This is a genomic window from Candidatus Proelusimicrobium volucris (assembly GCF_959605025.1).
GTDB lineage: Bacteria > Elusimicrobiota > Elusimicrobia > Elusimicrobiales > Elusimicrobiaceae > Proelusimicrobium > Proelusimicrobium volucris.
The window spans coordinates 147388-170227 of record NZ_CAUHCY010000002.1 but is presented as its reverse complement, the minus strand read 5'-3'; the positions used below and the strand labels follow the sequence as shown (position 1 = coordinate 170227).

Annotated in this window: 21 protein-coding genes; 3 read left to right on the top strand and 18 right to left on the bottom strand. The window is 42.4% G+C overall.

The window, feature by feature from the left end:
• Positions 1-13: 13 nt before the first annotated feature.
• The 3 genes from ACQY3M_RS02865 to ACQY3M_RS02855 form a co-directional block, all read right to left on the bottom strand.
• Positions 14-2263, bottom strand: a complete 2250-nt coding sequence (locus ACQY3M_RS02865; protein WP_428065960.1) for a S8 family peptidase — start codon at positions 2261-2263, stop codon at positions 14-16.
• A complete protein-coding gene (locus tag ACQY3M_RS02860; RefSeq protein WP_428065959.1) occupies positions 2264-3301 on the bottom strand; it encodes an AAA family ATPase in 1038 nt (345 codons plus the stop codon).
• Positions 3302-3438: 137 nt separating this feature from the next.
• Positions 3439-3798 (bottom strand): hypothetical protein, encoded by a 360-nt coding sequence (locus ACQY3M_RS02855; RefSeq protein ID WP_428065958.1) that lies wholly within the window; start codon positions 3796-3798, stop codon positions 3439-3441.
• Between the two features lie 278 nt (positions 3799-4076).
• Between ACQY3M_RS02855 and ACQY3M_RS02850 the strand changes: the two genes are divergently transcribed.
• A complete protein-coding gene (locus ACQY3M_RS02850; protein ID WP_428065957.1) occupies positions 4077-4526 on the top strand; it encodes a hypothetical protein in 450 nt (149 codons plus the stop codon).
• 150 nt (positions 4527-4676) lie between these two features.
• Entirely contained in the window at positions 4677-5618 is a 942-nt protein-coding gene (locus tag ACQY3M_RS02845; protein ID WP_428065956.1) for a hypothetical protein, read from the top strand.
• Positions 5619-5887: 269 nt separating this feature from the next.
• Here the strand turns inward: ACQY3M_RS02845 and ACQY3M_RS02840 are convergent, their stop codons facing one another.
• From ACQY3M_RS02840 to ACQY3M_RS02815, 6 genes are all read right to left on the bottom strand, one after another.
• Positions 5888-7015 carry an ABC transporter permease gene (locus ACQY3M_RS02840; protein WP_428065955.1) on the bottom strand — a complete coding sequence of 376 codons (1128 nt, stop codon included), beginning with the start codon at positions 7013-7015 and terminating at the stop codon, positions 5888-5890.
• Positions 7012-8187, bottom strand: coding sequence for an ABC transporter permease (locus ACQY3M_RS02835; protein WP_428065954.1), 1176 nt, complete (start codon positions 8185-8187; stop codon positions 7012-7014). Before ACQY3M_RS02835 ends, ACQY3M_RS02840 begins: the two co-directional genes overlap by 4 nt.
• Entirely contained in the window at positions 8184-8957 is a 774-nt protein-coding gene (locus ACQY3M_RS02830) for an efflux RND transporter periplasmic adaptor subunit (protein ID WP_428065953.1), read from the bottom strand. The genes ACQY3M_RS02835 and ACQY3M_RS02830 overlap by 4 nt, the downstream gene beginning before the upstream one ends.
• Positions 8958-8966: 9 nt before the next feature.
• Positions 8967-10322, bottom strand: coding sequence for a TolC family protein (locus ACQY3M_RS02825; protein ID WP_428065952.1), 1356 nt, complete (start codon positions 10320-10322; stop codon positions 8967-8969).
• Positions 10309-10809: a MarR family winged helix-turn-helix transcriptional regulator gene (locus ACQY3M_RS02820; RefSeq protein ID WP_428065951.1), complete on the bottom strand. Its 501-nt coding sequence runs from the start codon at positions 10807-10809 to the stop codon at positions 10309-10311. The genes ACQY3M_RS02825 and ACQY3M_RS02820 overlap by 14 nt, the downstream gene beginning before the upstream one ends.
• A gap of 240 nt (positions 10810-11049) precedes the next feature.
• Complete coding sequence (locus ACQY3M_RS02815) at positions 11050-11997, bottom strand: DMT family transporter (protein WP_428065950.1); 948 nt, start codon at positions 11995-11997, stop codon at positions 11050-11052.
• 220 nt (positions 11998-12217) lie between these two features.
• Between ACQY3M_RS02815 and ACQY3M_RS02810 the strand changes: the two genes are divergently transcribed.
• The gene (locus ACQY3M_RS02810) at positions 12218-13411 is read left to right on the top strand and encodes a hypothetical protein (protein ID WP_428065949.1); all 1194 of its coding nucleotides are present in this window, start codon (positions 12218-12220) and stop codon (positions 13409-13411) included.
• A 51-nt stretch (positions 13412-13462) separates the two neighbouring features.
• On the opposite strand, the gene ACQY3M_RS02805 is transcribed toward ACQY3M_RS02810, so the two are convergent.
• From ACQY3M_RS02805 to ACQY3M_RS02765, 9 genes are all read right to left on the bottom strand, one after another.
• Complete coding sequence (locus tag ACQY3M_RS02805) at positions 13463-14455, bottom strand: DUF362 domain-containing protein (RefSeq protein ID WP_428065948.1); 993 nt, start codon at positions 14453-14455, stop codon at positions 13463-13465.
• 466 nt (positions 14456-14921) lie between these two features.
• On the bottom strand, positions 14922-16136 hold the full coding sequence (locus ACQY3M_RS02800; RefSeq protein WP_428065947.1) for a porin: 1215 nt from the start codon (positions 16134-16136) through the stop codon (positions 14922-14924).
• Between the two features lie 125 nt (positions 16137-16261).
• Positions 16262-16798 carry a DJ-1 family glyoxalase III gene (locus ACQY3M_RS02795; RefSeq protein WP_428065946.1) on the bottom strand — a complete coding sequence of 179 codons (537 nt, stop codon included), beginning with the start codon at positions 16796-16798 and terminating at the stop codon, positions 16262-16264.
• A gap of 12 nt (positions 16799-16810) precedes the next feature.
• Positions 16811-17284, bottom strand: coding sequence for a TspO/MBR family protein (locus tag ACQY3M_RS02790; RefSeq protein WP_428065945.1), 474 nt, complete (start codon positions 17282-17284; stop codon positions 16811-16813).
• A 206-nt stretch (positions 17285-17490) separates the two neighbouring features.
• Positions 17491-18588 carry a glycerate kinase gene (locus ACQY3M_RS02785; protein ID WP_428065944.1) on the bottom strand — a complete coding sequence of 366 codons (1098 nt, stop codon included), beginning with the start codon at positions 18586-18588 and terminating at the stop codon, positions 17491-17493.
• Positions 18588-19874: an outer membrane protein gene (locus ACQY3M_RS02780; protein WP_428065943.1), complete on the bottom strand. Its 1287-nt coding sequence runs from the start codon at positions 19872-19874 to the stop codon at positions 18588-18590. Before ACQY3M_RS02780 ends, ACQY3M_RS02785 begins: the two co-directional genes overlap by 1 nt.
• A 76-nt stretch (positions 19875-19950) precedes the next feature.
• Positions 19951-20298 carry a hypothetical protein gene (locus tag ACQY3M_RS02775; RefSeq protein WP_428065942.1) on the bottom strand — a complete coding sequence of 116 codons (348 nt, stop codon included), beginning with the start codon at positions 20296-20298 and terminating at the stop codon, positions 19951-19953.
• Between the two features lie 14 nt (positions 20299-20312).
• Positions 20313-21974, bottom strand: a complete 1662-nt coding sequence (gene recN, locus ACQY3M_RS02770) for a DNA repair protein RecN (RefSeq protein ID WP_428065941.1) — start codon at positions 21972-21974, stop codon at positions 20313-20315.
• A complete protein-coding gene (locus ACQY3M_RS02765) occupies positions 21974-22813 on the bottom strand; it encodes an NAD(+)/NADH kinase (protein WP_428065940.1) in 840 nt (279 codons plus the stop codon). Before ACQY3M_RS02765 ends, recN begins: the two co-directional genes overlap by 1 nt.
• Between the last annotated feature and the right edge of the window lie 27 nt (positions 22814-22840).

Sequence of the window (22840 nt, the reverse complement as noted above, 5' to 3'; positions counted from 1 at the left end):
CGCAAATAAAGACTTATTCAAATTTTACTTCCTCTTGATTGGTATTATATAATTCAAGCCTATGATTAACATTCAAATACTCCACAATCCAGCCTCTTAAAGAACAAGCTTTAACAAAATCTTGAATTCTATTTACACCAAACAGTTCTCTTAGTGTGATAACAATCCCAAAGTTCAAACCTTCTTCTGTTCTTGATTTCAATCTTTCTTTCGATATTAGAGAAAGACCCCACAAACGATCTTTATATGATTGCAGAGGCTTATTACGATTAAAAATCTTTGAAATGAATTTAGAATTTTCCCATTTTCTAAATTCTTCCCTTGACTTTCGTTCATCAATATAAGACTCACTATCATCTTGAACATTATCGTTTATATCTTTAATGACTCCTTTCAAATCAACCCGCCCAAATTTTATTGATAATTCTCGATTGGTATAATCAACGCCCTGATTCCGGGAACATCTTGGGAAATAACACAATATTGCTCTCGCGACGTACGGATAGTTACCATTTTCATCTTTAGGAATTGGAATTGCATAATTAACAGTTTTATAAGAACTAGCAGTTCCATAAACCATAAATTTAAACTCTTCATCTTTTGTTGATAAAATATCTTGTATATGTACAGGAACAACACCATAACCAACAAGATTTTTAATTTTGTACGTGGCTTTCTTATACTCCCACCCCGCCGCAGCGTCCAAAATTATTGCTTTAGCGACCTCTCTTGATAAACCCATTACATCAATTAAATAACTCAATTTTCTACTAATCCAAGGGGCGGCAAAGGAGGTACCAAAAACATCCACTTCGCCATTCGAAGAATATGCTTTGATACGTTCATTAAAATCTCCCCCGTAATAAGCAACATCGGGTTTATTAAAAAAAGACAACACATTTCCTTGCCGAGAATATGAGGCAGGACTACCATTACGTTTTACGGAATTTACAACTACCGCATTTAAAGAATCGGCAGGAGAACCTATCTTAATAGTGTTCTTCTTATCCTTTCTGTTATCATTAGTTCCAGAAACTACAAAAATAATATTCTTATTAACTTGCAATTCATCCAACATCGCAGCATCATATGAAATAAAATTTTTTGATATTTCATCTTCTGTCCCCAAAGAGAGATTCCATACATGAATTTCAGGATTATTGGAAACAATTTCTTTAATTTTTCTAATAAGCCTAGCTGGAGAAATTTTATCTATACAAACTCCAAAATGTTTAACTCTAAAACGGCCACAGCCATCCTCTAACCAAGGATTTAATTGAGGACCATCCACAATTAAAGAAGTGACTTCGGTTCCATGATCTCTTGATGCGCTTCCCATAAAATACCGTTCTTCATCGTCCAGATAATCTATATTTTCAACCCATTCTTTAAAATACACATTTTCATCAAAAAGGGTATCAATTACTCCGATTACAGGTTCTTTTGCAGGAAGGGGAACAGTAAAAGCTTCCATAGAGCGATTGTTCACAGATTTTTCAAAAGCAATTTTAGAAATATCAGAAGATATCATGGATATTAAATAAGGAACTCTATCCGTTAGTATCTCATACAAATCCTTGGTAACAGATATGGAATCTTCTCCATAAAAATAATATGGATATTTTCTTTCATCTATTTGGAGCTTTTCTAAAAGTGTTGCAAGAGGAATTTCTGTTTTATAAAAAGTAATCAAGACTGAATCTTTACCTGCGCTATAAGAAGGTTTAGGAACAGAAAAAGAAGATACCACAGAACAATCTACAATAAGATTTCTTAATTTGCTTTTAGAAAGAGAGTACCCTTCATAAGACAATTTATTTAAGGGTTCATTAAAATTATCAACGACAGCTTTTCCAGAAAGTTTATCTGTTAAAAAAGCTTTCGCAACTTCTAACTCATCTAAAGTTTTAGAAATTGTTTTAACATCAATATAATAAGTAATGATATGATTTTCTTCGCCAACACTACCAGCAGAAAACCTTGCCCCAACTACCATATCATTCGTACTTTTCCCTGTTGGCTTAAGTAAATCCACAATTCTGTTAGATTTTGCAATGATATCATTGTAATTAACATCAATGATAATATTATCAATTATCTTAGGAATTCCTTTATAATACAGCAATACCGCTTTCAAATCTGCAGAAAGTTTATCGATTTTTTCGACACTTGTTTCATTCCCTTTACGCAAATTTCTAGAACCTGGCGTTTGAGTGTTTTTTTCACTCGTAAAAGGCATTTTGACTTGTAATAAACGATTCATTTATATTCTCCGTAACTTACGCGATACACTACTTTTAGAAATTCTAGATAAAATTTCGATTTCTCTCGTAGTGAATCCCTCATTATTAAGAGTTTGAATATCAACTTTTTCTAAATTGCCATTAAGAGCCAAATATATTTTTCTTAAATAATCATAGCCAGACGAAGCATCGCTGAAAGCAACTGCTGTTCTTATAATCTGCTTGAGATCTCCGGGATAAGGTAATTTCGTTTGTTTATTAAGTATTTTATGAAACAAACGCATATCTTGCTTGGAATTATGAAGCCTTTTTAAATAATCTACAAGCATTGAGGAGGCAATATCGACTAGATCCTCTTTTGAATATCTATCAAATGATATTACGCCGTCAAACCGACGCATCAGAGCCTTATCAAGACTTTTATGTAAGTTGGTCGTTGCTATTATTATGATATTTTCGTTGAGTCTATCCATTTCTTTTAAAAATAATGAGGTAACCCTCCCCATTTCTCGCAAATCATTTTTATTAACACGATCCAATACTATAGAATCAATTTCATCAAAAACAATTATAACTCTGTTATATGAAAGGTGATTAATCTCATCAAAAAGAAGGGAAACATTTTTCCCAGTTTCTCCTAACCGACTATCGACCAATTGTTCAAAATTTACAGATAAAATATCCCGATTAAGCAAACGAGCAATTTGATAAGCAGACTCCGTCTTTCCACTTCCTGGTTCTCCATAAAAAAGAAATTTTGACAAACCTGCCTTATTATTAATTGCCCTGGTTATACCCATAATATCTTCTTCAATAATGTTAGGCAATAATAATGGTTTTAAGGAGTACTCCTTTTTTTGCAAGTATCTTAAATTTGTATAACTATTTTGGGGAATATAGAAATCTGCACTAGCAATAAGTTCCATTATATATTGTGCAAGAGAATGATCGCCTTTCATATCAAAATCTCTAGCAATCTCGGTAACTTCCGAAATAAAAGCATCCTCGTTCTTGTCAACATGATATTTGATTAAATTAACAATATTTTGTTTTTTCATAGAAAGACTCCTTAGGTTATGATACAAAAAAACGGGACAAATGCAAATATATTTGGGACAAAAAATCAAAAAAATCTTTTTTTAAACACTGATCGATATTTAATTTCCTTGTTATGATTTTAGGGAATTTGGGTAAATTAGATAGGAACGGCACTATACAGAGAGTCGCCCCTTTCCTTATGTAATAAGGGAAAAACACAAAAATTCCCTGTATTTTCCCTGTTTATCAGGGAATTTGCCACCTTATAAAGGTCTTGTTCCGCGTATCTTAATATCTGGATAAAAAGTAGATATAACAATAGCTTTGCCACAAAAAGATATTCCCTGTTTGCCGGAACAGAAAAACTATCTTTTAGGCGGGGAGGCAATAGCAACAGGGTAGCCGCAAGTGGACACCACCCCATATTTACTCCCATCGAACTTTTGGTGGGATTTTTTAATGCCTTTTTAGCTTGTTTATCCCCCGCTATCGTCGGGGATTTTTTATTTTGGGCCACACGGCCCCCAATAGATACTTTTGCCTATGGCGCATTTGGGCTCCAAAAGCAAGGGCAAAAGGCATCTTTGTATCCTTTTGCCCTTCATTTAACTGCCCGAAATTTAATTTTTGAAAAAATTTACTAGAATATATCTGTGCTTGTTGGCAAGCCAGCTCGTTCGTGCAAAGATTTTATCAGCCAACACGATAATATAACCTTACCAAGTATATTATCCCAATTAAGGATACGAACGCATAATAATGGATAACAAGCTTGGTTACAGAGAGGATTATATTATGAAAGAAATCGAATACTTCAAATTGCAAGCCAAAAATCTCTTCCGGGATTATAAAACAAAAACTCCTTATATAGATAATGTGACGGGTTATACCTTTTACAAGTATTCCCCAAAGTATTTTGATATAGACGAAATATTTCTCACTTTTGACTGGGATGAAGAACATTTCACATTGATGAATGCTCAGCATCTCATAGCCAATATTGTTGGATTTAATAAATGGAACGATTTATTAAAGGCAACCCCGGCCCAACTGAAATTAGCCAAATTATTATTTGATAATCAAGACAAAATTTATCTGGAAGAATGGGAGATGTATATTGCCAAAATTGAGAAAGATAACAATATTTCATTATCTGATGAAAGTAAATTAGAAATATTCCAAAAAGTCTTTGTGGAAGAAACAGGACACCAAAGTTATTTCCCAGACTTTCGCTTAAATCATTAAAAGCTAGTAAAACGACCTAGAATCTATTTTGCTTTCTTTGGAAACAATTATTGTGTGTTATACAATGAGGGGTACATTAGGCAGAAACAAGTTAAAAATAGATTCTAGGTTCAAACTTAATCTAAGAAAATTACAGGAATACAAAAAATTATGGGGCAATTACAACATACAAATAATATCGTTGGTTATTTAAAATATGAAGGGACCGCAGTCCAAGAAGGTATTATGGGGGCGCAAGAGATTGTTTCTTCTCTTAGTGGATTTCATAATGCTATTAAGTTTTACTTAAAAAAAGAAGATCCTAGATATGAAAATTTAAACTTTGATCTTCCTGTAAAAGTTCAACAAGGATGTCTTGAATTTATCGTTCCACTTATAAAATGGGGTGCTGTCATTTATGCAGCAGGTGTAATCACCCAAATAGCTCAAAATGATTTTAAAAATATTACATCAAAAGATATTTTTTTACATTCATTAAAATGCATTAAAAATGTAATTAAAATAGCAAAACATTTGGGGTCTTTCGGAAATACAACTTTTAAAACTAAAAGTTCCTTTGGAGATCCCTTTATCACAATATATAATGATGCTGGAAAAGAAATAGTTGTTCATAGAGATATGATTGATATGTATTTACAGACACCACCGGGATTACTGGGAAAAATGGCAAACACTATTTCTGCAGAAAGAGAATTGGAAGTTGGATATATTGATGAAAATCAAGAGCTACAAAAAGAAAACATTTCGCTCTCAGAAAAATATATATTTGCTAGCACAGAAGAGGAAGATGATATCCTTCCCGAATTGGTACACGCAAAAAATGTTGAACTTATCGGAGAAATAACTCGTGGTAATTCCTCTACAAACAGGTTAGGAATTAAATATAAAGAAAAAATCCTAACTTGTATTCCAGAAAAAGGCGACATTAAACAATATAAAAATTGCATATTTAGAAAATGCCGAATTTATGGTATTGTAAGTCGAGAAGATGAGTTCGGAAATATTACTGAGAAAAAGCCTAAAATAATCTTTTACAAACTCATTCCAATTGATGAAGTGCCATCAACTCCTAATTTATTTAATATTCAGTAAGAATTTGGCTCACGCGGGCGGGGCTCATGCCAAGGGCCGCGGCACATTCCCGCTGGGAAAGGTTATTTACCCTCATATATTCCCGCATCTGCAAAGCAAGTGCTTTATAATACGTCTGTTTGTCTATTTTTGCCGTTTGTAGTGTGCATTAAGTCGCTAGCGCTACACTGCCAATATTTTAAATACCATTTATTGCTATTTAATATCAGTCTTGTTTGGCGGAGAAAATTATCCTGAAAACCTTTTCCCTTGCAGGACATTCCCCTAAGTTACATCTCCAACGGATAGCGCTTCTTTATAGTCAAATAGGACGTAAAACCAAACAATATGGATAATATCGAACAACCGTAAATATAAGGCAAAATATCCCCTAAAGAAACATTCATCACAAACAAACGCACCGCCCCGTTAATGCCGTATGTCATCGGCACACACAGCCTTAGAGCTTGTATCGCCAAAGGCATTTTCCAGACCGGCCAAATAACCCCAGACATAAACAATAGCGGCAAAGACGTTACCACGATAAATACTATCGGGGTTTCCCTCTCTTTAAATAAACCTCCTATCGTAAGACCAAGACCGATAGTCGCCACGGCAAAAATCATATAGAACAAGAACCACTCAAGAAGACGCTCTCCGCCGCTAAACCCGTACAGACGATACATTATTATAAACAAATACACGAAATAGCCCGCCATAAAAAGCAAGAAAGCAGACATCTTCCCCAGCCATATTTTAAACGGCTTAAGCCTTTTAGAGTATTCCTTCTTTCGCTCGTATAACGTACCCGCCCTAAGGCCTATTACTATCAGCATAATTTGGTGCACCATTGCCACAAACACGGCTGGCACCACATAATTACTATAAGATCCCAAAGGATTATACAAATTGACAATATTCATTTTTATCGGGCTGCGCAGCTGCGCTGCGGCTTTGCCTGCCCCAAGAGACTGCAACTTCTTAATTTCCACGCCCGCGGAAACCGTCTTAATAGCTTTCTGCAAAGCGGTAGTGGCTTGTTTATAGTAAACTGGATAGCTGGCGTCGGTATATATATGTACCCGTTTTGGCACTTGCTTGAGGATATCCCTCTCAAAATCCTCGTCCAGCGACACTACGGCAAACACTTCTCTACGGTCCAGCGCTTTCTTTGCCTCGGACAGCGAAGGATAGGCAACGGGGGATATTTCTTCCTCCGCTCTCATCATGCGCACCAGCTGGCGGGAAAGGACAGAATTATCTTGATCTACCACCGCCACCGGTATTTGGCGCGCAACCTCGCGCGCATACGGAAACGGATAAAAAAACGAATAAAACAGCGGCCCGCCAAAAGCCAGCAGGATAAAGCCGCCGTCTTTAAGCAATGCCTTCAATTCTCTTAATATAAACTCAATCATAACTTTGGCCCCAAATATTTATCCTGTTTTACCCAACGGGAATAACCCTTGGCCCCCAGCACAAAACATACCGCCCCCACAGCCGTCATAAACAAAATATCCTGCCAGGTTCCGGCCGCGTTGACGCCGCGCAGCAATTCGTTTACGAAAATGCGGTTTAAATGCGTACCCGGCAAAAATTCGGCCCAAGCCCGCGCCAATATCGGCATAGACTGCACCGGGAAAGATACCCCGTAAAACGCAAATGCCGGGGCTGCATAAATGGCGCATATGCTTAAACAAAAACGTAAATTATTGGTAAAGCCAGCAAATAAAAGGCCTGCGCAAGCCGTCATAAAAATAAAAGCAATACCGCCGCACATAACTCGGAAAAGACTTCCTTCCACAGGTACTTGGAATAAAGCGATAATACCGGTCAACATTATGACAAAAACCGCGAAATAACCCACGGAGTAAAAAGTTATTCTCGCGGCGCAGGCAGCGTAGGGGTGCTCTTCAAAAACACGTCTTAATCGTCTTGCGCGATATGTTTTTATATCCCATAACAAAGCGTAGCTTACGCTTATGCAAATAAAAATCTGTAACACTGCGGGCAAAAGGCCCAACCCAAGGAAATAAATATAATTCATACCCGGGTTATAAAGAATATTTTCGCTTACCTGCACAGGAGAGGCGAAAGAATCCCCCATCGACGCTGGCACCCCCAATGCGGCAAGGGTTCTGCGCTGGTATTTGGCTTGCAGTGCACCCACTACGGAGTTTAGGCCTTTTGTCAAATTGCCGCCTACCAGCAAAAACTCGTTATTTATCCAGGCGTTTATACTCGCCCCGCTATTCTTTAGCAAATCTTTATCATAAGATTCATCTATTGATACCACTCCGTATATCCGCCCCTGGTCCAAAGCCTTGCGCGCGGCCGCGACCGTAGCGAAAGGACGGGGCGACAAAAACCTGTTGCTTTTTAATGTCCGCATCAACTCTCGGGAATAATATCCAGATGAATTATCTACCACTCCTACGGGGATTTGGTCCAACACTTTCCCGGAAAATATTGCGAGTATGAGCCCCATTATTACAAAAGGATAGGCGAGCATAAAAAAACCGAAGTTTTTTTTGCGTTCAAAGATAAAAGCCCATTCCCTATGGATAATGCGGCGCCAAATATTTTTCATAAAGGGATTTCCATCAAAGCCGTCATGCCTTGGCGCAAAGAGGGCATGGGATTGACGGGTTTTGCGCGGACTTCAAAAGTTTTCAAGTCAAATTCCCCCCTCGTTTTGGTGGCGCTCCAAACGGCATAATCGCCTTGTTTGGAAATATAGGTCACCCTAAAGGGATAATACTCTTTGCCCAAGGAAGGGAAAGTCAGCATAATTTCTTTCTGCAAAGCGAAGTTGGAAAGCAAATCCTCCCTGACGTTAAAAGAAACCCATACGTCGGAAGTGTCCAGCACCGTAAGTACGCTTATGCCGGGTGCGGCCAATTCGCCCTGCTCCAGCACTACTGAGGACACTTCCCCGTCTACGGGGGAAACCAATTTCATTTCGTTTACGAAACTTTCCACCTCGTTTACCGCGCCCATCGCTTTCTGCGCGTTGGCGCGGGCTTCGTCCAATTTCTGGGCGGATACTACGCCCCCGTCATACAGTTCCTTCATACGGGCATAACTTTTTTGCGCCAATTCCCGGGGGGCGTGCGCCTGCGCGGCTTTGGCCAGCATATCGGGGGCGTAAAGCGTCGCCACGACCTCTCCTTTGCTGACCATATCTCCTTCCCTCGCCAGAATTTGGTCTACGCGCCCCGCTATCCTAGGCGATACACTCAGCTGCCTTATAACTACTTCCCCCTGCAAAAACATATCCTTAGGCCATAGCAGTGCCGCCAATACCGCCGCCGCTATTATACCACCGCCCAAGATAAACAACCATTTTTTACTATTCATAAATTCTCCTTATAAAGCCTGCTTTGCATACTCGCCAAACAAATCCGCCTGACCGCTTAAACTGAGCAGCATAGCCAGCGAAGTAACAAAATCATACTGCGCCTTAAGGCTGTCCAGCTGCGTCTTAAGCCATTGCGTCATTGCCATATTCACTTCCAAAGAGGTGCTGGTGCCGGTCCTAAATCCCAAACGCCTCGTCTTGTAAAATTCCTCGGTAAAAGCCAATTCCTTTTGCAAAGCCCGATAATTTTGTTCCGCGTTCTGCATTTTCTTGTAATAATATTCCAAGCCGGTCAAAATATCCTTGGTCTGCTGTTGCTTAAGGGATATTATGCTTTGCGTTTGCTTCTCGGCCGCCTTGGTCTGGTTATATGTCCGCCCACCTTCAAACAGATTCCATGCAAAGCCGACGCCGTAAGCATAATCCGGGTCCAGCACCGTTAAATCGTTAGTGTATAATTCGCGGTTGGCAAACAAATATACCGAAGGCAAAAAACCGGATTTTTGGGCTTTTGCGTTCGCCTCCGACAGTACCATTTTACTATCCAAAAGAGCCAGCGATGGATTATTCTCCAAAGCCTTATCCTGCAATGCCCGCAGAGTGGGCAGCTTTTCTGTCGCGACGACAAATAAAGAGGACCCGAGTTTTATATCCTCGTTTTCCCTCAGCAGGCTTTTAAGCAAAGACTGCGCCATTTGCGCGTCATTTAAGCTGGAAGCATAGTCGCGTTCCGCCTGAGCCAGAAGCACGTCGACGGACATTTTTCCCACTTTGGCTATCATACCAACGCGGAACATATCCGCGCCGTCCTTGGCGTTTTGGCGCGCGTTTTGTAAAAACTTTTCCCGCACTTCCACCATCTTATCGGACAATAAAGCGCCAAAATATTTATTGGTAAGTTCCACCAATAAATTATTGCTAAGCATATCCAGCTTGGCCTGGGCCCCCGCCACATTGGCGCCCGCGGCCTTATTGGCGGAGGATATCTTCCCGCCTGAATACAGCGTCCACGCCGCATAGGCCTGAGCCTGAAAAAACTGTTCGTCTTGAACCTTAAGCATAAAAGGCGGCAGAGTTACGCCCGCGGGATACAGCGGCTGAATGGCGCTGCGAATTTCGTTAAGATCTATCGAGATAGGATCGTTAATCGCGGTATAACTGCCCTTTACCCCTATTTGCGGCAAATACAGGCCGCGCGCACTGCTAAGCTGGGCACGGTACATTTCCTGCTCCCGCTTGACTGAAGAGAGGGTGTCGCTTGTCTGTAAAGCGCGGTCATAGGCTTGCTCAAAAGAATATTCCTTCGCGAACAGGGTGCTAGCCGACAATAAACATAAAACAAAAATCAATTTACGCTTTATCATAAGAAAAACCGTCCAATTTATTCGCCCATTCTATCATAACATAGGCCATCTCTTTGCGTTCGTCTTCCGATATCCACTCCGTAAGACGGCGTATAAACGCGTGATAGGCGGGCTTTATCTTGCTGTGAAGAGCCCTCCCCTTTGCCGTAATGGATATGCATTTGTGGCGGCGGTCACGGGGGTCTTCCTCCCGCTTTATAAGCCCCGCAGATACCAGCTTATCCAAAATACGCGTAATATTTCCGGGGGAAACCAACATCCTCTTGCTTATCGTCAGCTGATTGATGTGATTGTCCTCTTCAGCCAAAAGCGCCAGAACATTATACTGCGCCGTAGTAATGCCTTGGGAAAGAAAAAATCCGCTAGTGATTTTTTCCGCCTTGGCATACAAAAAAGCCGTAGCCCTAACCAATAACTCCGAGGAATTACGCGAACGCCTTAAAGTCTTATTGGCTTGGATCAATTTTGTTACAAGATGTTTTTCCATAAAAGGATTGTAACAAAAAATAATTGATATGTAAATTATTTACCTATAAAATAATATCGATACTGTTTTGCCCCTCATACGCAAGCACCCACAATCTTTTTTACAAACGCGCATAGGCAGCCATATAACAATATTAAGGGAAAAGGGGCAAATTTCAATAATATGCCATACCGATGAGAGAAGCAAGCCTATATTGCGGCGTTATTTAACGATTATCTATTATTCGTACTTTGCAAAGCGTCAATGGTGGGGGATTATATGGGGGTGAATCCTTTTTATCTTAGTTATATATAAGAACTTGCCCGTCCTGTAACCTTTTTCTAATGCGGGCGCCAAAACGACGACGCTTACCGCCGCAATTATAAGGAAAACCCCCAAAGCCGTGGAAAGCGTAAACGGCTCGGAAAAAACAAACACCCCTACCGCCATAGCCGTAAGCGGCTCCATCGCGCCCAACACGGAAGTAAAGGTGGAGCCTATGGCCTTTATCGCCAAAACTAAAGTTAAGTTTGAAATTATTGTAGGCACCAAAGCCAATAGCGCAAGATTAAAAATATCTTGCCAAGCCTCGACCGTTTGGAAGGAGCCCGTCAACGAAGTTCCCGCAAGCAGAAAAACGGCCGTAAATAAAAAGACGTAAAAAGTAAGCTTTTCGGAACTCATTGTTCTTACAGAGGATTTGTTCACGGCTATAATATACACCCCGTACGACAACCCCGATAAAACGGCCAGCAAAATGCCAAAAAAACTTACCCCGCCATCACTGCCGTTCCAAGAAAGCATAGCCACGCCAAGTACAGCCAAAACTATCGCGAACATCGTCCAAAGCGATTTTTTCTCCTTAAACACATACATCATTATAAGCGCAACAAATACGGGATAAAGAAACATCATCGTAGTCGCAATACCGCTGGATAAATACAAATAAGATGAAAACAGAAAAACAGCCGAACCTATATAAAGCAAGCTTAGCCAGGCTAAGGTTATCAACTCCCTTATGCTTATCCGCAGCGATTTGCGCATAAAAAAAGAATATGCCCACATCATAGCCGCGGCCATAGAAAAACGATAAAACAATATTGAAGGGGTATTCATCCCGCCGTGCAAAAGAGGAATGGTAAACAGCGGTATCAGCCCGAATGTAGCCGAAGTAATTACCGCATACAGAAAACCTTTAAAACTAAGCATATATACTATTTTATGTTTTTGTATTTAATAATACGCAAAATAAATTTTGGTGTTTACAACTCACAAAGATACAACATTTATCCCTTTACCACAAAAAACTTTTTATAATTTTATTCCTTTTTACCGATATTTTTTATTTTTATAATATTTTTTGATTACATATTTATTTCTTCTTTTTATCTAAAATATTTTTGTTAATATATTTTCGGATTTTTATTTTATGTCCTTTAAACGGTTATTTTCGTTTGCCGCTTTTGTCTTGGCGTTCTTAACTGCGGCCAATTCGTTCTCTATAAACAATTTTGAGTTCAAACCGTCTTTGCAATCCTATGCGGGTGCATCAAACAATAAATCGGCAATATATAACGGGGAGGATTATTCCCTAGCCTATCTTTTTATCAATGCTCCGCTGCAATATTCTTTTGACGTTATTCCAGCGGCCTTATACGCGGAGCCTTATTTTAAAACTTACTATTCCAAGGCCTTTGAGGAAGATCAAAAACTCGCCTTCGCCAATGCTTTTTTGCTTTTGAATTTCGGCCAATATTCCTTAAAGTTGGGGCGGCAGTATTACGCAGACAGTGATACCAATTTTGCCGTATATTTCGGCCCGGACGATAATTATGATTTTTCCTTTCCCTCTTATATCGACGGAGCGGCGTTTTCTTTCGGGGGCGATATTCTTTCTTATGACATCATCTTAGGAAAGGCCGAAGATTTGACCGGCGGTTTTAAATTGGATATTTCCCCCTATGCGTTTTGGAAAATTTCCTTATTCTCCTACTTTACGCAATTGCCTAAAGAAGAAACCCTCTATCTTTTTGGCGGGGGAACGAGGCTCAATCTTACCTCAAAACTAAGTGCGGCGGCCTATTTCGCTTTTAACGCGGGAAAAGAAGAATATCAAATGTTTAACAACTCTTTTGAAAAGAAATACAACGGTTATTTTTTAGGCGTCAATGCGGAGGCGGATTTATCTTCCGACTCTCTATCTACGCTATTATTTCTTAATTGGGCTTTCTCCTCCCCCAGCGACAGATCTTCCGAGCCTTTTACCCCCATATCCGCTTACAATATCTACGGCGATATAGCGGGCGGACAAAAGCTGTTTTCCAACGCGATACAGGCACTCTCCTTCGGGGTAAACATTTCCCCTCAGGCAATGGCGCGCCTAAATTTGGATTTCGAAATATTTTACTACTCTTCCTCTTTTAAAGATTCTTTTAATCAATATATAGGTTCGGAAGTCAATTTGTCGGCCGCTTACGCTTTTGACGATTTCTCCTTAAAATTAAACTACGCTTACTTCTACCCGGATACAGGCTTTCTTGAAGAGGCATCCCTATCCAGCTACGATATAAACAAATATATTCATATGCTGGGGCTTTACCTGTGTATTGATAAACTTTTCTGACAAAAAAGCGGGCCTCTCAATAGGCCCGCTTATCAAAAAACAACTTCTTTTTCAGTCTATATTCACAAGCTCGTATTCATTATTGCCCATACCGAGTTCTTTCATATAGCTAAGCTGCCTTAAACCTTCCCGGCTTTCTATACGTTCCTTTAAGTCGTGGGATTCTTCATCGGGCAAAGCGTAGACCATATCGACAGAAGCCTGATCCACCGCCAAAATATCGGTGGAAGCCAATATCCCTATATTGCGAGTTTTGGGCTCCGCCGCGCCGACCCCCGCGCAATCGCAGTCTACCGACATATTCCTAAGCACATTGATGTAAACTATATTATCGCCGAAGAAATCCGTAACCGCTTTGCCTCCTTCAACCATATTTTCCTGAAAAGCGGCGCCGGAAACGCTCCAACTTTCGTCTTTGCTCTGCATACTTTTCTCGTGCATCATTTTCTTGCCGATTTTACCATCCGCGCAGCCTATGGAAATGTTCTTTAAAGAACCGCCAAACCCGCCCATGGCATGCCCTTTAAAATGAGTAAGGGCTATCATTGAATCGTAATTAAGCAAATTCTTCCCGACGGAGATTTCCTTAAAATGCTTCCCGCCATTTATAGGCAGCATAACGGCGCCGTCGGCGTCCATTATGTCAACTTCGCAGAAATCCCAACCATTGGTCTTTATAGTTTCCAAATGGTCTTTTGTGTTATGCCGAGCACCTTTATAATAAGTGTTCGTTTCCACCAAATTACTGTTGGGCACATGCGCCTGCAAGGCCTTTACCATATCACGCGGTATTATGTTTGGCCCGTTAGGCTCGCCGGTGTGTATTTTTATGGCCGTCTTGCCTTTGATATTAACGCCGACTTTATCGTAAATCTTTACAAGCCCTTCGGGAGTGATGTCCTCGGTAAAGTATACTATCGCTTTAGCTTGTTTGCCGGGCAAAGGTTCTGCGGGATTATCCGCCTTGTTCGCCGCGCTAGCGCATCCCAATGCCAATATGCATACGCCAAAAACAAGGAATGCCGTTTTTTTAATTTTATTCATTAAAAGCCTCCTCCCCTTAAAATATTCCCTGCTATTTATATTTTAATACTTGGAGTTACTCCAAAGGCAAGCCTTTTTACTTTTCCGCGGCTTCTCCGCCAGCGCCGCGCTTTGCCTCCACTTCAAACAAGCCCGACGCCTTGCCAAAAACATTTTACCCCCATATTTAGACGCAATTAAAAAGATTATTTATATATTTTATACTTTAAGACTTTTTTTGAAAATTCAAATATATTTGCGAACTGTTATAAAAAGCGGAGTTTTTTATTTGCCTAAGCGGCCCTTTTTCGGCAAGCGGCGCGGAGATGTGTCTTTGAATAAATAAAGAAAGGAGAATCCTCTTTATAAACCGATTTTTCTATCCGTCAGACAACAAAAATAAAAATCCCCCGGCCTAGCTGGGGGTTTTCACAACATACAAAAAGCGGGGCTTTTAAAGCCCCGCTTTTATTTAAAGCCTTATATATTAAAGCCTTACGAGTACGCCGACCTGACCCTTGGTATTGTCAGCGGCATCAAATGTATTGCTATCGTTAGAATTATATTTGATATAACCGGCGCCCGCGAAGAGCTGGATATTGTCGTTATAGTCATACTTGACTACAAGGTCCGCCTCCAAAGAAGCAGAATGCTGGGCGGTTCTGTCCTGGAAGGCATAGCCGTCCAAAGCGAAGTTCCATTTCTCCCAGTTGTAATCCAAGCCGACATTGTATATCCTGCCATAAGCTAAAATAATCTCCGTCGGAGCCCAATCGCCCATCAACAAGCCCGGCCTGTAATTGCCAAAGGGCGCTGCAAAGTCTTTGCTGTATACAAAAGCCGCTCTGGGCGTAAACGCGTCCATATTGAGTTTGGCGTCCAATTTCAACAGGTAAGGATTATCGTGCGACTCTTTTATCAGCCTGTTGCCCTCATGGTTGCGGGCATATTCCGCGCTGACGAGGAAAGCCTCCGGCGCGAAAGTTAATTTGCCGCCGTAAAAACCATTATAGTCTTCGCCAACATCTTTTATATTATAGCCGTATAATTGGAAGCTTAAAGGATCGCTAAGTCTAAACTTTGCGTCCAAACCGTACATATAATGTTTGTTGCCAGTAGCGGAAATAGGGGGAACCCCGGCGCCGGCAGAGTTATATATTTCTAACTCACCCATAATCACATTGGCGTTGACAAAGTCATTGGCATAGGCCAATTTCACCGCGTCAATGGAGGTGGCATAATTATAATTGGTGGCACCATTCAATTCCGAGTTATAGTATCTCGGCCCGATATACATTACCGTACTGTCCTCGTCTCCGTAGAACTGGCGGCCTACTTTCATATCCAGCCAGCCGAAGAGCTCCTTCATCTCCACATTGGCTTCCACCAAGCGGATTTGATCCAAATAGTCATTGGCGCTCTTGCCTATGGTACCGGGCGTGACACCCTCTATCGTAGGGCCGGAACCCCATTGATTGAGGTACTGGAACATTAAATTGGCGCGTACATTTTCCGCCACGTCAAATGAACCGCCCGCCAAAACACGCATATTGGTGCCGGTGGTGAATTCGCCTGAGGCATTATGCCTGACGTCCGAAGCTATAACCTGCACATCCCCGGTTAGCTCAAAGTTTCTTAACAGCTCTGCGCTTGCAGGCATCGCAATAGCTAATGCCATAAACAAGCCAAGTAGTTTCTTCATGCTACTCCTCCTTTCTGTGTGTTATACAGCTTACCCTTCCATATAACAAAATAAAACCCGTTTTGGCAAGCCCCAAAAAGATGCTTTATTTTCTAATCAAAATTCTTTACACAAATCGTAAAAAATTATCTATAATACATTCCCTCTTTCGCTTCCTTGGCTGCGGCTTCTCCTTTTAATTGCTTCACTATTTCCAAACCGAAGTCTATCGCCGCGGCGGGGCCTTTGCCCGTTATTATTTGGCCGTCGGTAACGGCATAATCCTCTTTATAAGTTCCGCCAAAATCCTCGTTCATGGAAGTATAGCAGGTATAGTTCTTGCCCTTTAATAGGCCCATATGCCCAAGTATTGTAGGGCTGGCGCAAATCGCGGCCACCTTCTTGCCCTTGGCCAAAAAATCTTTTATCAAAGATTGCACGGCTTCGCTGCTTTCCAAAGCGGCGTAATGCGGCCCGCCCGGCAATACCAAGGCGGAATAATCTTCATCTTTAAAAAGAGCAAAAGGCTTTAATCCGCATACCTTTACCCCATGCTTGCTTAGAGCCTCAGCACCGTTAAGGCCGTATAAATCAACATCCAGTCCTCCGCGCGTCATTACAGAAAAAGAGGACATCGCTTCCATTTCCTCAAAGCCGTCGGCCACTATCATACAAACTTTCATCTCTTTTCTCCTTTAATTTAATATATATATCCCGCAGTTAAGATACCCGGCATAGCAAAGCCAAAGCGTGTAAGGCATCATCAAATATGCCAATACGGGCTTTGCCCGCCAAGCCTGCCTGATAAAATCCACACATAAGGCCGCCATCAACACTATTACGCATAAAGCTAAAAAAATCGCGTGAAACCCAAAGAAAACCGGCGTCCACAGAAAATTCAAAAACAGCTGCCAGCCGAAATATGTCAGCAGAAGCTTTCTCAGGCTGTGTTCAATATCCGCGCGCACCAACTTGTATAGCACCACGCTGAGCAGTATATACAGCACCGTCCACATCGGCCCGAACAGCCACCCGGGCGGCGTAAAAGCCGGTTTTGTTAAAGCGGCGTACCATTTCTCCAATGAATCCGCGCTTATCGCGAACCCGCCAAGCATCGGCAGGAAACACACGAGCAAACAAACAAAAAACATTATATATCTGTTTTTCATTGCTACCCCCAATTTTGATATAAATTAGTCTAAAAATTAGCGGGCCTGATTGTCAACGCAAAACAAAAAAATCTTTCCAAAGGCAATAAAATTTAGATCCGTCTTCTACACCTTCGCTTCGTACTGCCTCTTAAAAAATAAAATGGCTATGCATCATTTGCACAGCCGTCAAAATCCACCGCGAAAAGAACTTAAATTCCCCGTTTTTATCCGAACAAATCTTTAAGCGCCGCTTGAATATAAAAACCGGCTTTTTTATAAGATTTATCCACACTGCCCGCTATGAGGCTTGTTTCAACTACTTTGACAATTGAATATTTGCTCAGCAAAGCCTTATCTTTTATTTCGTTAAGACCACATATAAATATTACGGGTTTGCCCAGACGCCTGGCCGTATCGCAAATATAAAAAGGTCCCTTCCCGTAAAAAGTTTGTCCGTCTAACTTCCCTTCACCCGTAATTATTAAATCCGCCTGTTTTACCGCACTCGTCAAATTAAGCCGCGCCGCTATAAACGGAGCTCCGCTTACCAGCTTGGCCCCAAGAAACCCTTTAAGGCCCGCGCCCAAAGCGCCCGCCGCGCCGCAATGCCTTGTATTGATGTTTACGCCCAAACCTTTTTTGGCTGCGCGGCATAAAGCCGCCATTGCTTCTTCAAGCTCCGCCACTTGCGCCGCATTTGCCCCTTTCTGCGGGCCGTATACCCGCGCGGAACCCTTCTCCCCCAACAAAGGATTATCCACATCGCTTAAGCCGTATACTTTAATATCCCCCCAGAAAGAGCCTTTTTTAATACCCGTCAAAAAGCGTAATGTTTTAATGTCTGTGCCAATCTCTCTGCCCGAAGCATCAAAAAATTTATATCCCAAAGCCTTGGCCATACCAGTCCCGCCATCGTTAAAAGCGACTCCGCCAAGCCCTATATAAAATGTTCGCGCGCCTTTTTTATAAGCCGCTTTTATCACCTGTCCGATACCGTAAGAAGAAGCATGGATAATATCCAGCTCGCTCTTTTTCAGCTCGCCGAGCCCGCAAACTTTGGCGCTTTCTATCACGCAAGTATTGCCGTCCGGTAAAAATAAATATGGCGCCTCTTTCGTCCGCCCCAAAGCGTCCTTAGCTTTTACCTTATAGATTTTAGCCGACGGAAAAGAGGCGGCAAAGACGTCAAGCACACCGTCACCGCCATCCGAAAACGGCATAAACTTCACATCATGCGCGACAGATAAAAAAGACGCGCGAGCACATATATCCCGCGCGCTTATACTGCCTTTAAAAGAATTTGGCGCAAATAAAATCCTCATCAGAAGAACCAGTTTATCTTTAACATCGCGTAAACGCTCATCTTCGAGCTGTTCTCCAACTCGTCTTTAAAGCCGAAATACTTGCCCTTAACCTCAAAGCCCAAATTGACGTCGTCAATCGCGTATTCCGCACCAAGCCCGAACATAGCGTTGAAATTGCCGCCGCTTATACTGTGCGTTTCTTGCGTAGTCCAACCGTATTCGCCCGTTTCAACGTTTAGCAATTCATATTTAGAGGGGCTTTCCTCCACGCTTGAGCTGGTGTATCCAAGCCCGCCGGTAAGATAAAACCTTAAAGCACTTTGAGTATTAAGATAAAAATTGCTTAACAAGTTGATATCGTATACCTGCCCGGAAGTTTCCACATACATCTTTTCCGCTCCGCTTAAAGGGAACTCAAACTCCCCGCCGGGCAGCATGGCGTATCCTATTGAGCCGCCAAACCACAGACGATTGGTCATCTTCCTCATATACGCTAAAGAAAACGCTACATTAGCACCGCTGATTTTTTCTTCCGCGCCGCCATATTCGGATAAGTCCAAATTAAGGCTGCTGTTCATCATACCAAGATTCACGGCGAAATAGTTTTTGCCCGTATCCTTTTTCTTTATTTGATCGGTAATCAAGGCGTCTTCCTGTTCTTGCTGTTTCTTTTCTTCTTCCGTCAGCGCAGGTTTTTCGGCCTCTTCTTCGGGTTCTTCTTGCTGCTGAATGCTGTGAACGTGATATTTATAGGTTATTTTAGGCTCAATCACTTCCGGCTTGGAAGGGAATACCCTTTCCAAATCTTCATCGAAGGATAATCCCGAAGATGATACCGTCGCAGCGGCCGCGGCGGCCCCGGAGGATGAATCCCCGCTTTCCTGTGCGGCTTTGGCCTCTTCCTTAGCGGCCTGTTCAAGTTCTTGCTTCTTGGTTATATACTTCTTTTGCTTTTCCGCACTTTCGTAATCGTAGACTTCCATCGAAGAAATCTCCGCCACGTCCAAATTTACTATCCCGCTGTCCGTATTTAACGTCAGATTAAATTCGTCCAAATCGACAACCGTTCCGACGAACTCCCCGCCGCCCTTCAACAGCACGCGGTGCAAATCCGGCATTATGGCTTCAACCTCGCCCTGATTTATCGATATGGGGCCGTAGCTCGTCTGCACCCTTAAAATATATTCCCCCCTATCCAAGATCGATCCGTTTATTATAGTCCCGTTTTTAAGTTTGATGGCTTCGGCGTTGGATACCAAAGGAAGCAGGGAAAAAACTAAAATTAAAAATAAAAATCTTTTCATAAACCGCTTAAACTTACTGTGTTACCGTCAGACGGCGCGGCCCTTAAAAAGGCCGCGCCGCATAATCAAAAAACGCTTATTTGTGTTCTACCGCGTGTTTGATCTTCTTAAGAACTCTAAGTACTCTGGATATCGTAATCATAACCAAAGCAAAGAAGCCGTATGTTATAATCACTTGCAAAGTTATCGCCAGAGAATCCATTAAAGGTGCGCTCTCTTTAAAAGCATAGTACCAGAGCATCGCAAGTACATATACCATATAAAGCAAAGCAAGCACGCTTAATACCTTATATATTATGCTCAAACCTTTAAGACCAAATAATTTGTGAGTAATACAGCATTTGCGTTTCGTGCAGCAAGTTTCCTTGGTGCATTCCGTAACAGCAGTTTCCTGTTCCGGTATATTCTCTTCTTTTTCTGCCATAAATAACTCTCCTTTTATTTTAAATCTACCGACAGGGCTTCCGCTATCAAGTCCGCCGCGTGCTGGTAGCCTGCTTTGGCGCCTTCGCTGCTGCCGATCATTCTGGCTACCTCCAGGATTACGTCCTCACCCTCAAGCGCACGGACTTCAACTTCAGTACTCTGCCCGCTCTCTTTTTTACTTATATTGAAATTCTTTTCCCCGCAGGCCGCGACTTGCGCCAAATGCGTTACGCAGATTATCTGCTTATTCTTGGCCAAGGTCCGCATCTTGCGCCCTACAAGCTTGCCCGTAATGCCGCTGATGCCCGCATCTATTTCGTCAAAGACCATTGTCCCGCATGATCCGGCAAGCACCGTCTTTAATCCAAGCATCAGCCTGGATATCTCGCCGCCGCTGGCTATATTTCTAAGCGGACGTAAAGCCTGGCCCGCATTTGAGGAAAACAAAAATTCCGCCGCTATGTCGCCTTTCGGGCCGATTTCGCCGCGCTTGTCCAAGCTGACCTCAAAACGCACCTTCCCGAACCCGAGCGGAGATATTTCCTCCTTAATGCGCGCAGCCAGCGCTTTGGACGCGGCCTCCCTGCGTTTAAAAAGCTCCTCATTTAAGCATAGAAGTTTTTTATCCTGTTTTTCAAGGGCCTGCTTGAGTTTGGCGATATTCTCCCCGCTGCAGTCCAGCGCCGATATCTTTTCCCGCAGAGTGTCGGCAAAAGCCAAAACATCTTTAAGGGTTGCGCCGTACTTTGCTTTGGCGCGGCGCAGATCCTCCTGTCTGCTAAGCAGTTTATCCAAACATTCCGGGTCCGCGTCCAAACCCTCTTGATACGCAGATATAGTGGAGGCTGTATCTCCCGCGCAATTAAGCGCGCTTTCCAATTCCTCCGCCGCGCTTTGAAGAGTCTTGTCCGTTTCCGCCATCTGCCTTAACGCGTTTAAAGCCTTGGCCAGCGTTTCCACCGCCGAGCCTTCCATCTCACTTAAATAGCCGTATACCGTTTGGGCGTCTTGCAATAAACGGCCGGAGTTTTTCATTTTGGGTAAAACTTCTTCAATTTCCTCGTCTTCGCCTTCCCTTATATTAAGCTTTTCTATTTCTTCAAGCTGGTACTTGTACAAATCCAAAGCTCTTTGCTTTTCTTCCGAGGACATTTCCAAAGCCGCAAGCTTATGTTTTAAATCCACAAAAGCATCATATTCTTTTTTAAACGACGCCAATTCCGCGCCAAGCCCCGCAAATTCGTCAAGCAAATCCAAATGAGCGGCGGCCTTAAATAATGTTTGATGTTCGTGCTGGCCATGGAAGTCGACCAAATCCGCTCCCAAATCCGCCAAGTCCGCCACCAATACCGCTTTATCGTTTATCCAAGCCTTGTTGCGGCCTTTTACGTCGAGCTCCCTCTTTAAGGTAAAACCGGCGCCCTTTATGCCGTATTTATCCAGCTGCGCTTTTGACAGAGAATCTGAAGAAAATTCCCCGCATACCGTCATCTTGGAAGAACCTTGTTTTATCAGGCCGCTGTCGCCGCGCGCACCGAGCAGAAAACCCAAAGCCTCTATCACTATCGATTTGCCCGCGCCCGTTTCGCCCGTAAAAATATTCAGGCCCGCGCCAAACGCCACCTTTACGGAACTTATTATCGCAAAATTCTTTATTTCCAAACTTTTTAGCATTATCTGCTGTCCCACTTGAGCTTAATGCTCAATATATTAAAAAAATCGTATCCCTTAGGGAATAAAATATTTACCCCGCCTTCATAGTTTTTTATTGATATTTCGTCGCCGCAATCCAAAGGAAAATTTATTTGCCCGTCCAAGCTGAGCGCCGCGTCAGATTGGCTCTTTTCCGACATAACCTTAACGCGCAGCTCGCCCGCGCTGGGCAGCAGCAAAGGGCGCTGATTTAAAGTATGCGGACAAATCGGCGTTAAAATAAAAACGTCAAGTTCCGGCATGGCTATCGGCCCGCCCGCCGCCAAATTGTAAGCGGTAGACCCTGTGGGAGTTGCCGCCAGAATCCCGTCGCCCGTATATTCCTTTATGGGCAAGGAACAATATTGAGCGCTCAATTTGACGCTCCTTGGCGAAACCGCCCTCACGGCGGCCTCGTTTAAAGCCAAGTCGCCAAATACTTCCCGCCCTTGCCTGTATACGCGGCAATTTAACATCATACGGCGCTGGGAAATAAAATTGTCTTTTTTTATGTCTTCAAAAAGTTTAACAAAGTCAAGCCCGCGCTCCGCCGCCGCCAAAAATCCCAAATGTCCCGCGTTTATGCCCAAAATCTTTATATTGCTTTTGGCCGCCGCGCGCGCCGTTTTCAAAATAGTTCCGTCCCCGCCGACCGAAAATATTATGTCCGTATCCTTTTCAACGTCGTTTAAAGATGCGGAATAATCGGCAAAATAATAATTTATCCCGCTTTTTTGCGCCGCTTGCGCCAATGCGTCAGCCGCCGCCGCGCAGCTTTCGCGCGAAGGATTAAAAAATATCGCCGCTTTCTTTATTTCCATATACTTAATTCTATCAAATTACTCTTC

Excerpts from the sequence above, each read along its gene's own strand:
- ACQY3M_RS02865 (WP_428065960.1), bottom strand. The coding sequence starts at position 2,263 with ATGAATCGTTTATTACAAGTCAAAATGCCTTTTACGAGTGAAAAAAAC.
- ACQY3M_RS02860 (WP_428065959.1), bottom strand. The coding sequence starts at position 3,301 with ATGAAAAAACAAAATATTGTTAATTTAATCAAATATCATGTTGACAAG.
- ACQY3M_RS02850 (WP_428065957.1), top strand. The coding sequence starts at position 4,077 with ATGAAAGAAATCGAATACTTCAAATTGCAAGCCAAAAATCTCTTCCGG.
- ACQY3M_RS02845 (WP_428065956.1), top strand. The coding sequence starts at position 4,677 with ATGGGGCAATTACAACATACAAATAATATCGTTGGTTATTTAAAATAT.
- ACQY3M_RS02840 (WP_428065955.1), bottom strand. The coding sequence starts at position 7,015 with ATGATTGAGTTTATATTAAGAGAATTGAAGGCATTGCTTAAAGACGGC.
- ACQY3M_RS02835 (WP_428065954.1), bottom strand. The coding sequence starts at position 8,187 with ATGAAAAATATTTGGCGCCGCATTATCCATAGGGAATGGGCTTTTATC.
- ACQY3M_RS02830 (WP_428065953.1), bottom strand. The coding sequence starts at position 8,957 with ATGAATAGTAAAAAATGGTTGTTTATCTTGGGCGGTGGTATAATAGCG.
- ACQY3M_RS02825 (WP_428065952.1), bottom strand. The coding sequence starts at position 10,322 with ATGATAAAGCGTAAATTGATTTTTGTTTTATGTTTATTGTCGGCTAGC.
- ACQY3M_RS02820 (WP_428065951.1), bottom strand. The coding sequence starts at position 10,809 with ATGGAAAAACATCTTGTAACAAAATTGATCCAAGCCAATAAGACTTTA.
- ACQY3M_RS02815 (WP_428065950.1), bottom strand. The coding sequence starts at position 11,997 with ATGCTTAGTTTTAAAGGTTTTCTGTATGCGGTAATTACTTCGGCTACA.
- ACQY3M_RS02810 (WP_428065949.1), top strand. The coding sequence starts at position 12,218 with ATGTCCTTTAAACGGTTATTTTCGTTTGCCGCTTTTGTCTTGGCGTTC.
- ACQY3M_RS02805 (WP_428065948.1), bottom strand. The coding sequence starts at position 14,455 with ATGAATAAAATTAAAAAAACGGCATTCCTTGTTTTTGGCGTATGCATA.
- ACQY3M_RS02800 (WP_428065947.1), bottom strand. The coding sequence starts at position 16,136 with ATGAAGAAACTACTTGGCTTGTTTATGGCATTAGCTATTGCGATGCCT.
- ACQY3M_RS02795 (WP_428065946.1), bottom strand. The coding sequence starts at position 16,798 with ATGAAAGTTTGTATGATAGTGGCCGACGGCTTTGAGGAAATGGAAGCG.
- ACQY3M_RS02790 (WP_428065945.1), bottom strand. The coding sequence starts at position 17,284 with ATGAAAAACAGATATATAATGTTTTTTGTTTGTTTGCTCGTGTGTTTC.
- ACQY3M_RS02785 (WP_428065944.1), bottom strand. The coding sequence starts at position 18,588 with ATGAGGATTTTATTTGCGCCAAATTCTTTTAAAGGCAGTATAAGCGCG.
- ACQY3M_RS02780 (WP_428065943.1), bottom strand. The coding sequence starts at position 19,874 with ATGAAAAGATTTTTATTTTTAATTTTAGTTTTTTCCCTGCTTCCTTTG.
- ACQY3M_RS02775 (WP_428065942.1), bottom strand. The coding sequence starts at position 20,298 with ATGGCAGAAAAAGAAGAGAATATACCGGAACAGGAAACTGCTGTTACG.
- recN (WP_428065941.1), bottom strand. The coding sequence starts at position 21,974 with ATGCTAAAAAGTTTGGAAATAAAGAATTTTGCGATAATAAGTTCCGTA.
- ACQY3M_RS02765 (WP_428065940.1), bottom strand. The coding sequence starts at position 22,813 with ATGGAAATAAAGAAAGCGGCGATATTTTTTAATCCTTCGCGCGAAAGC.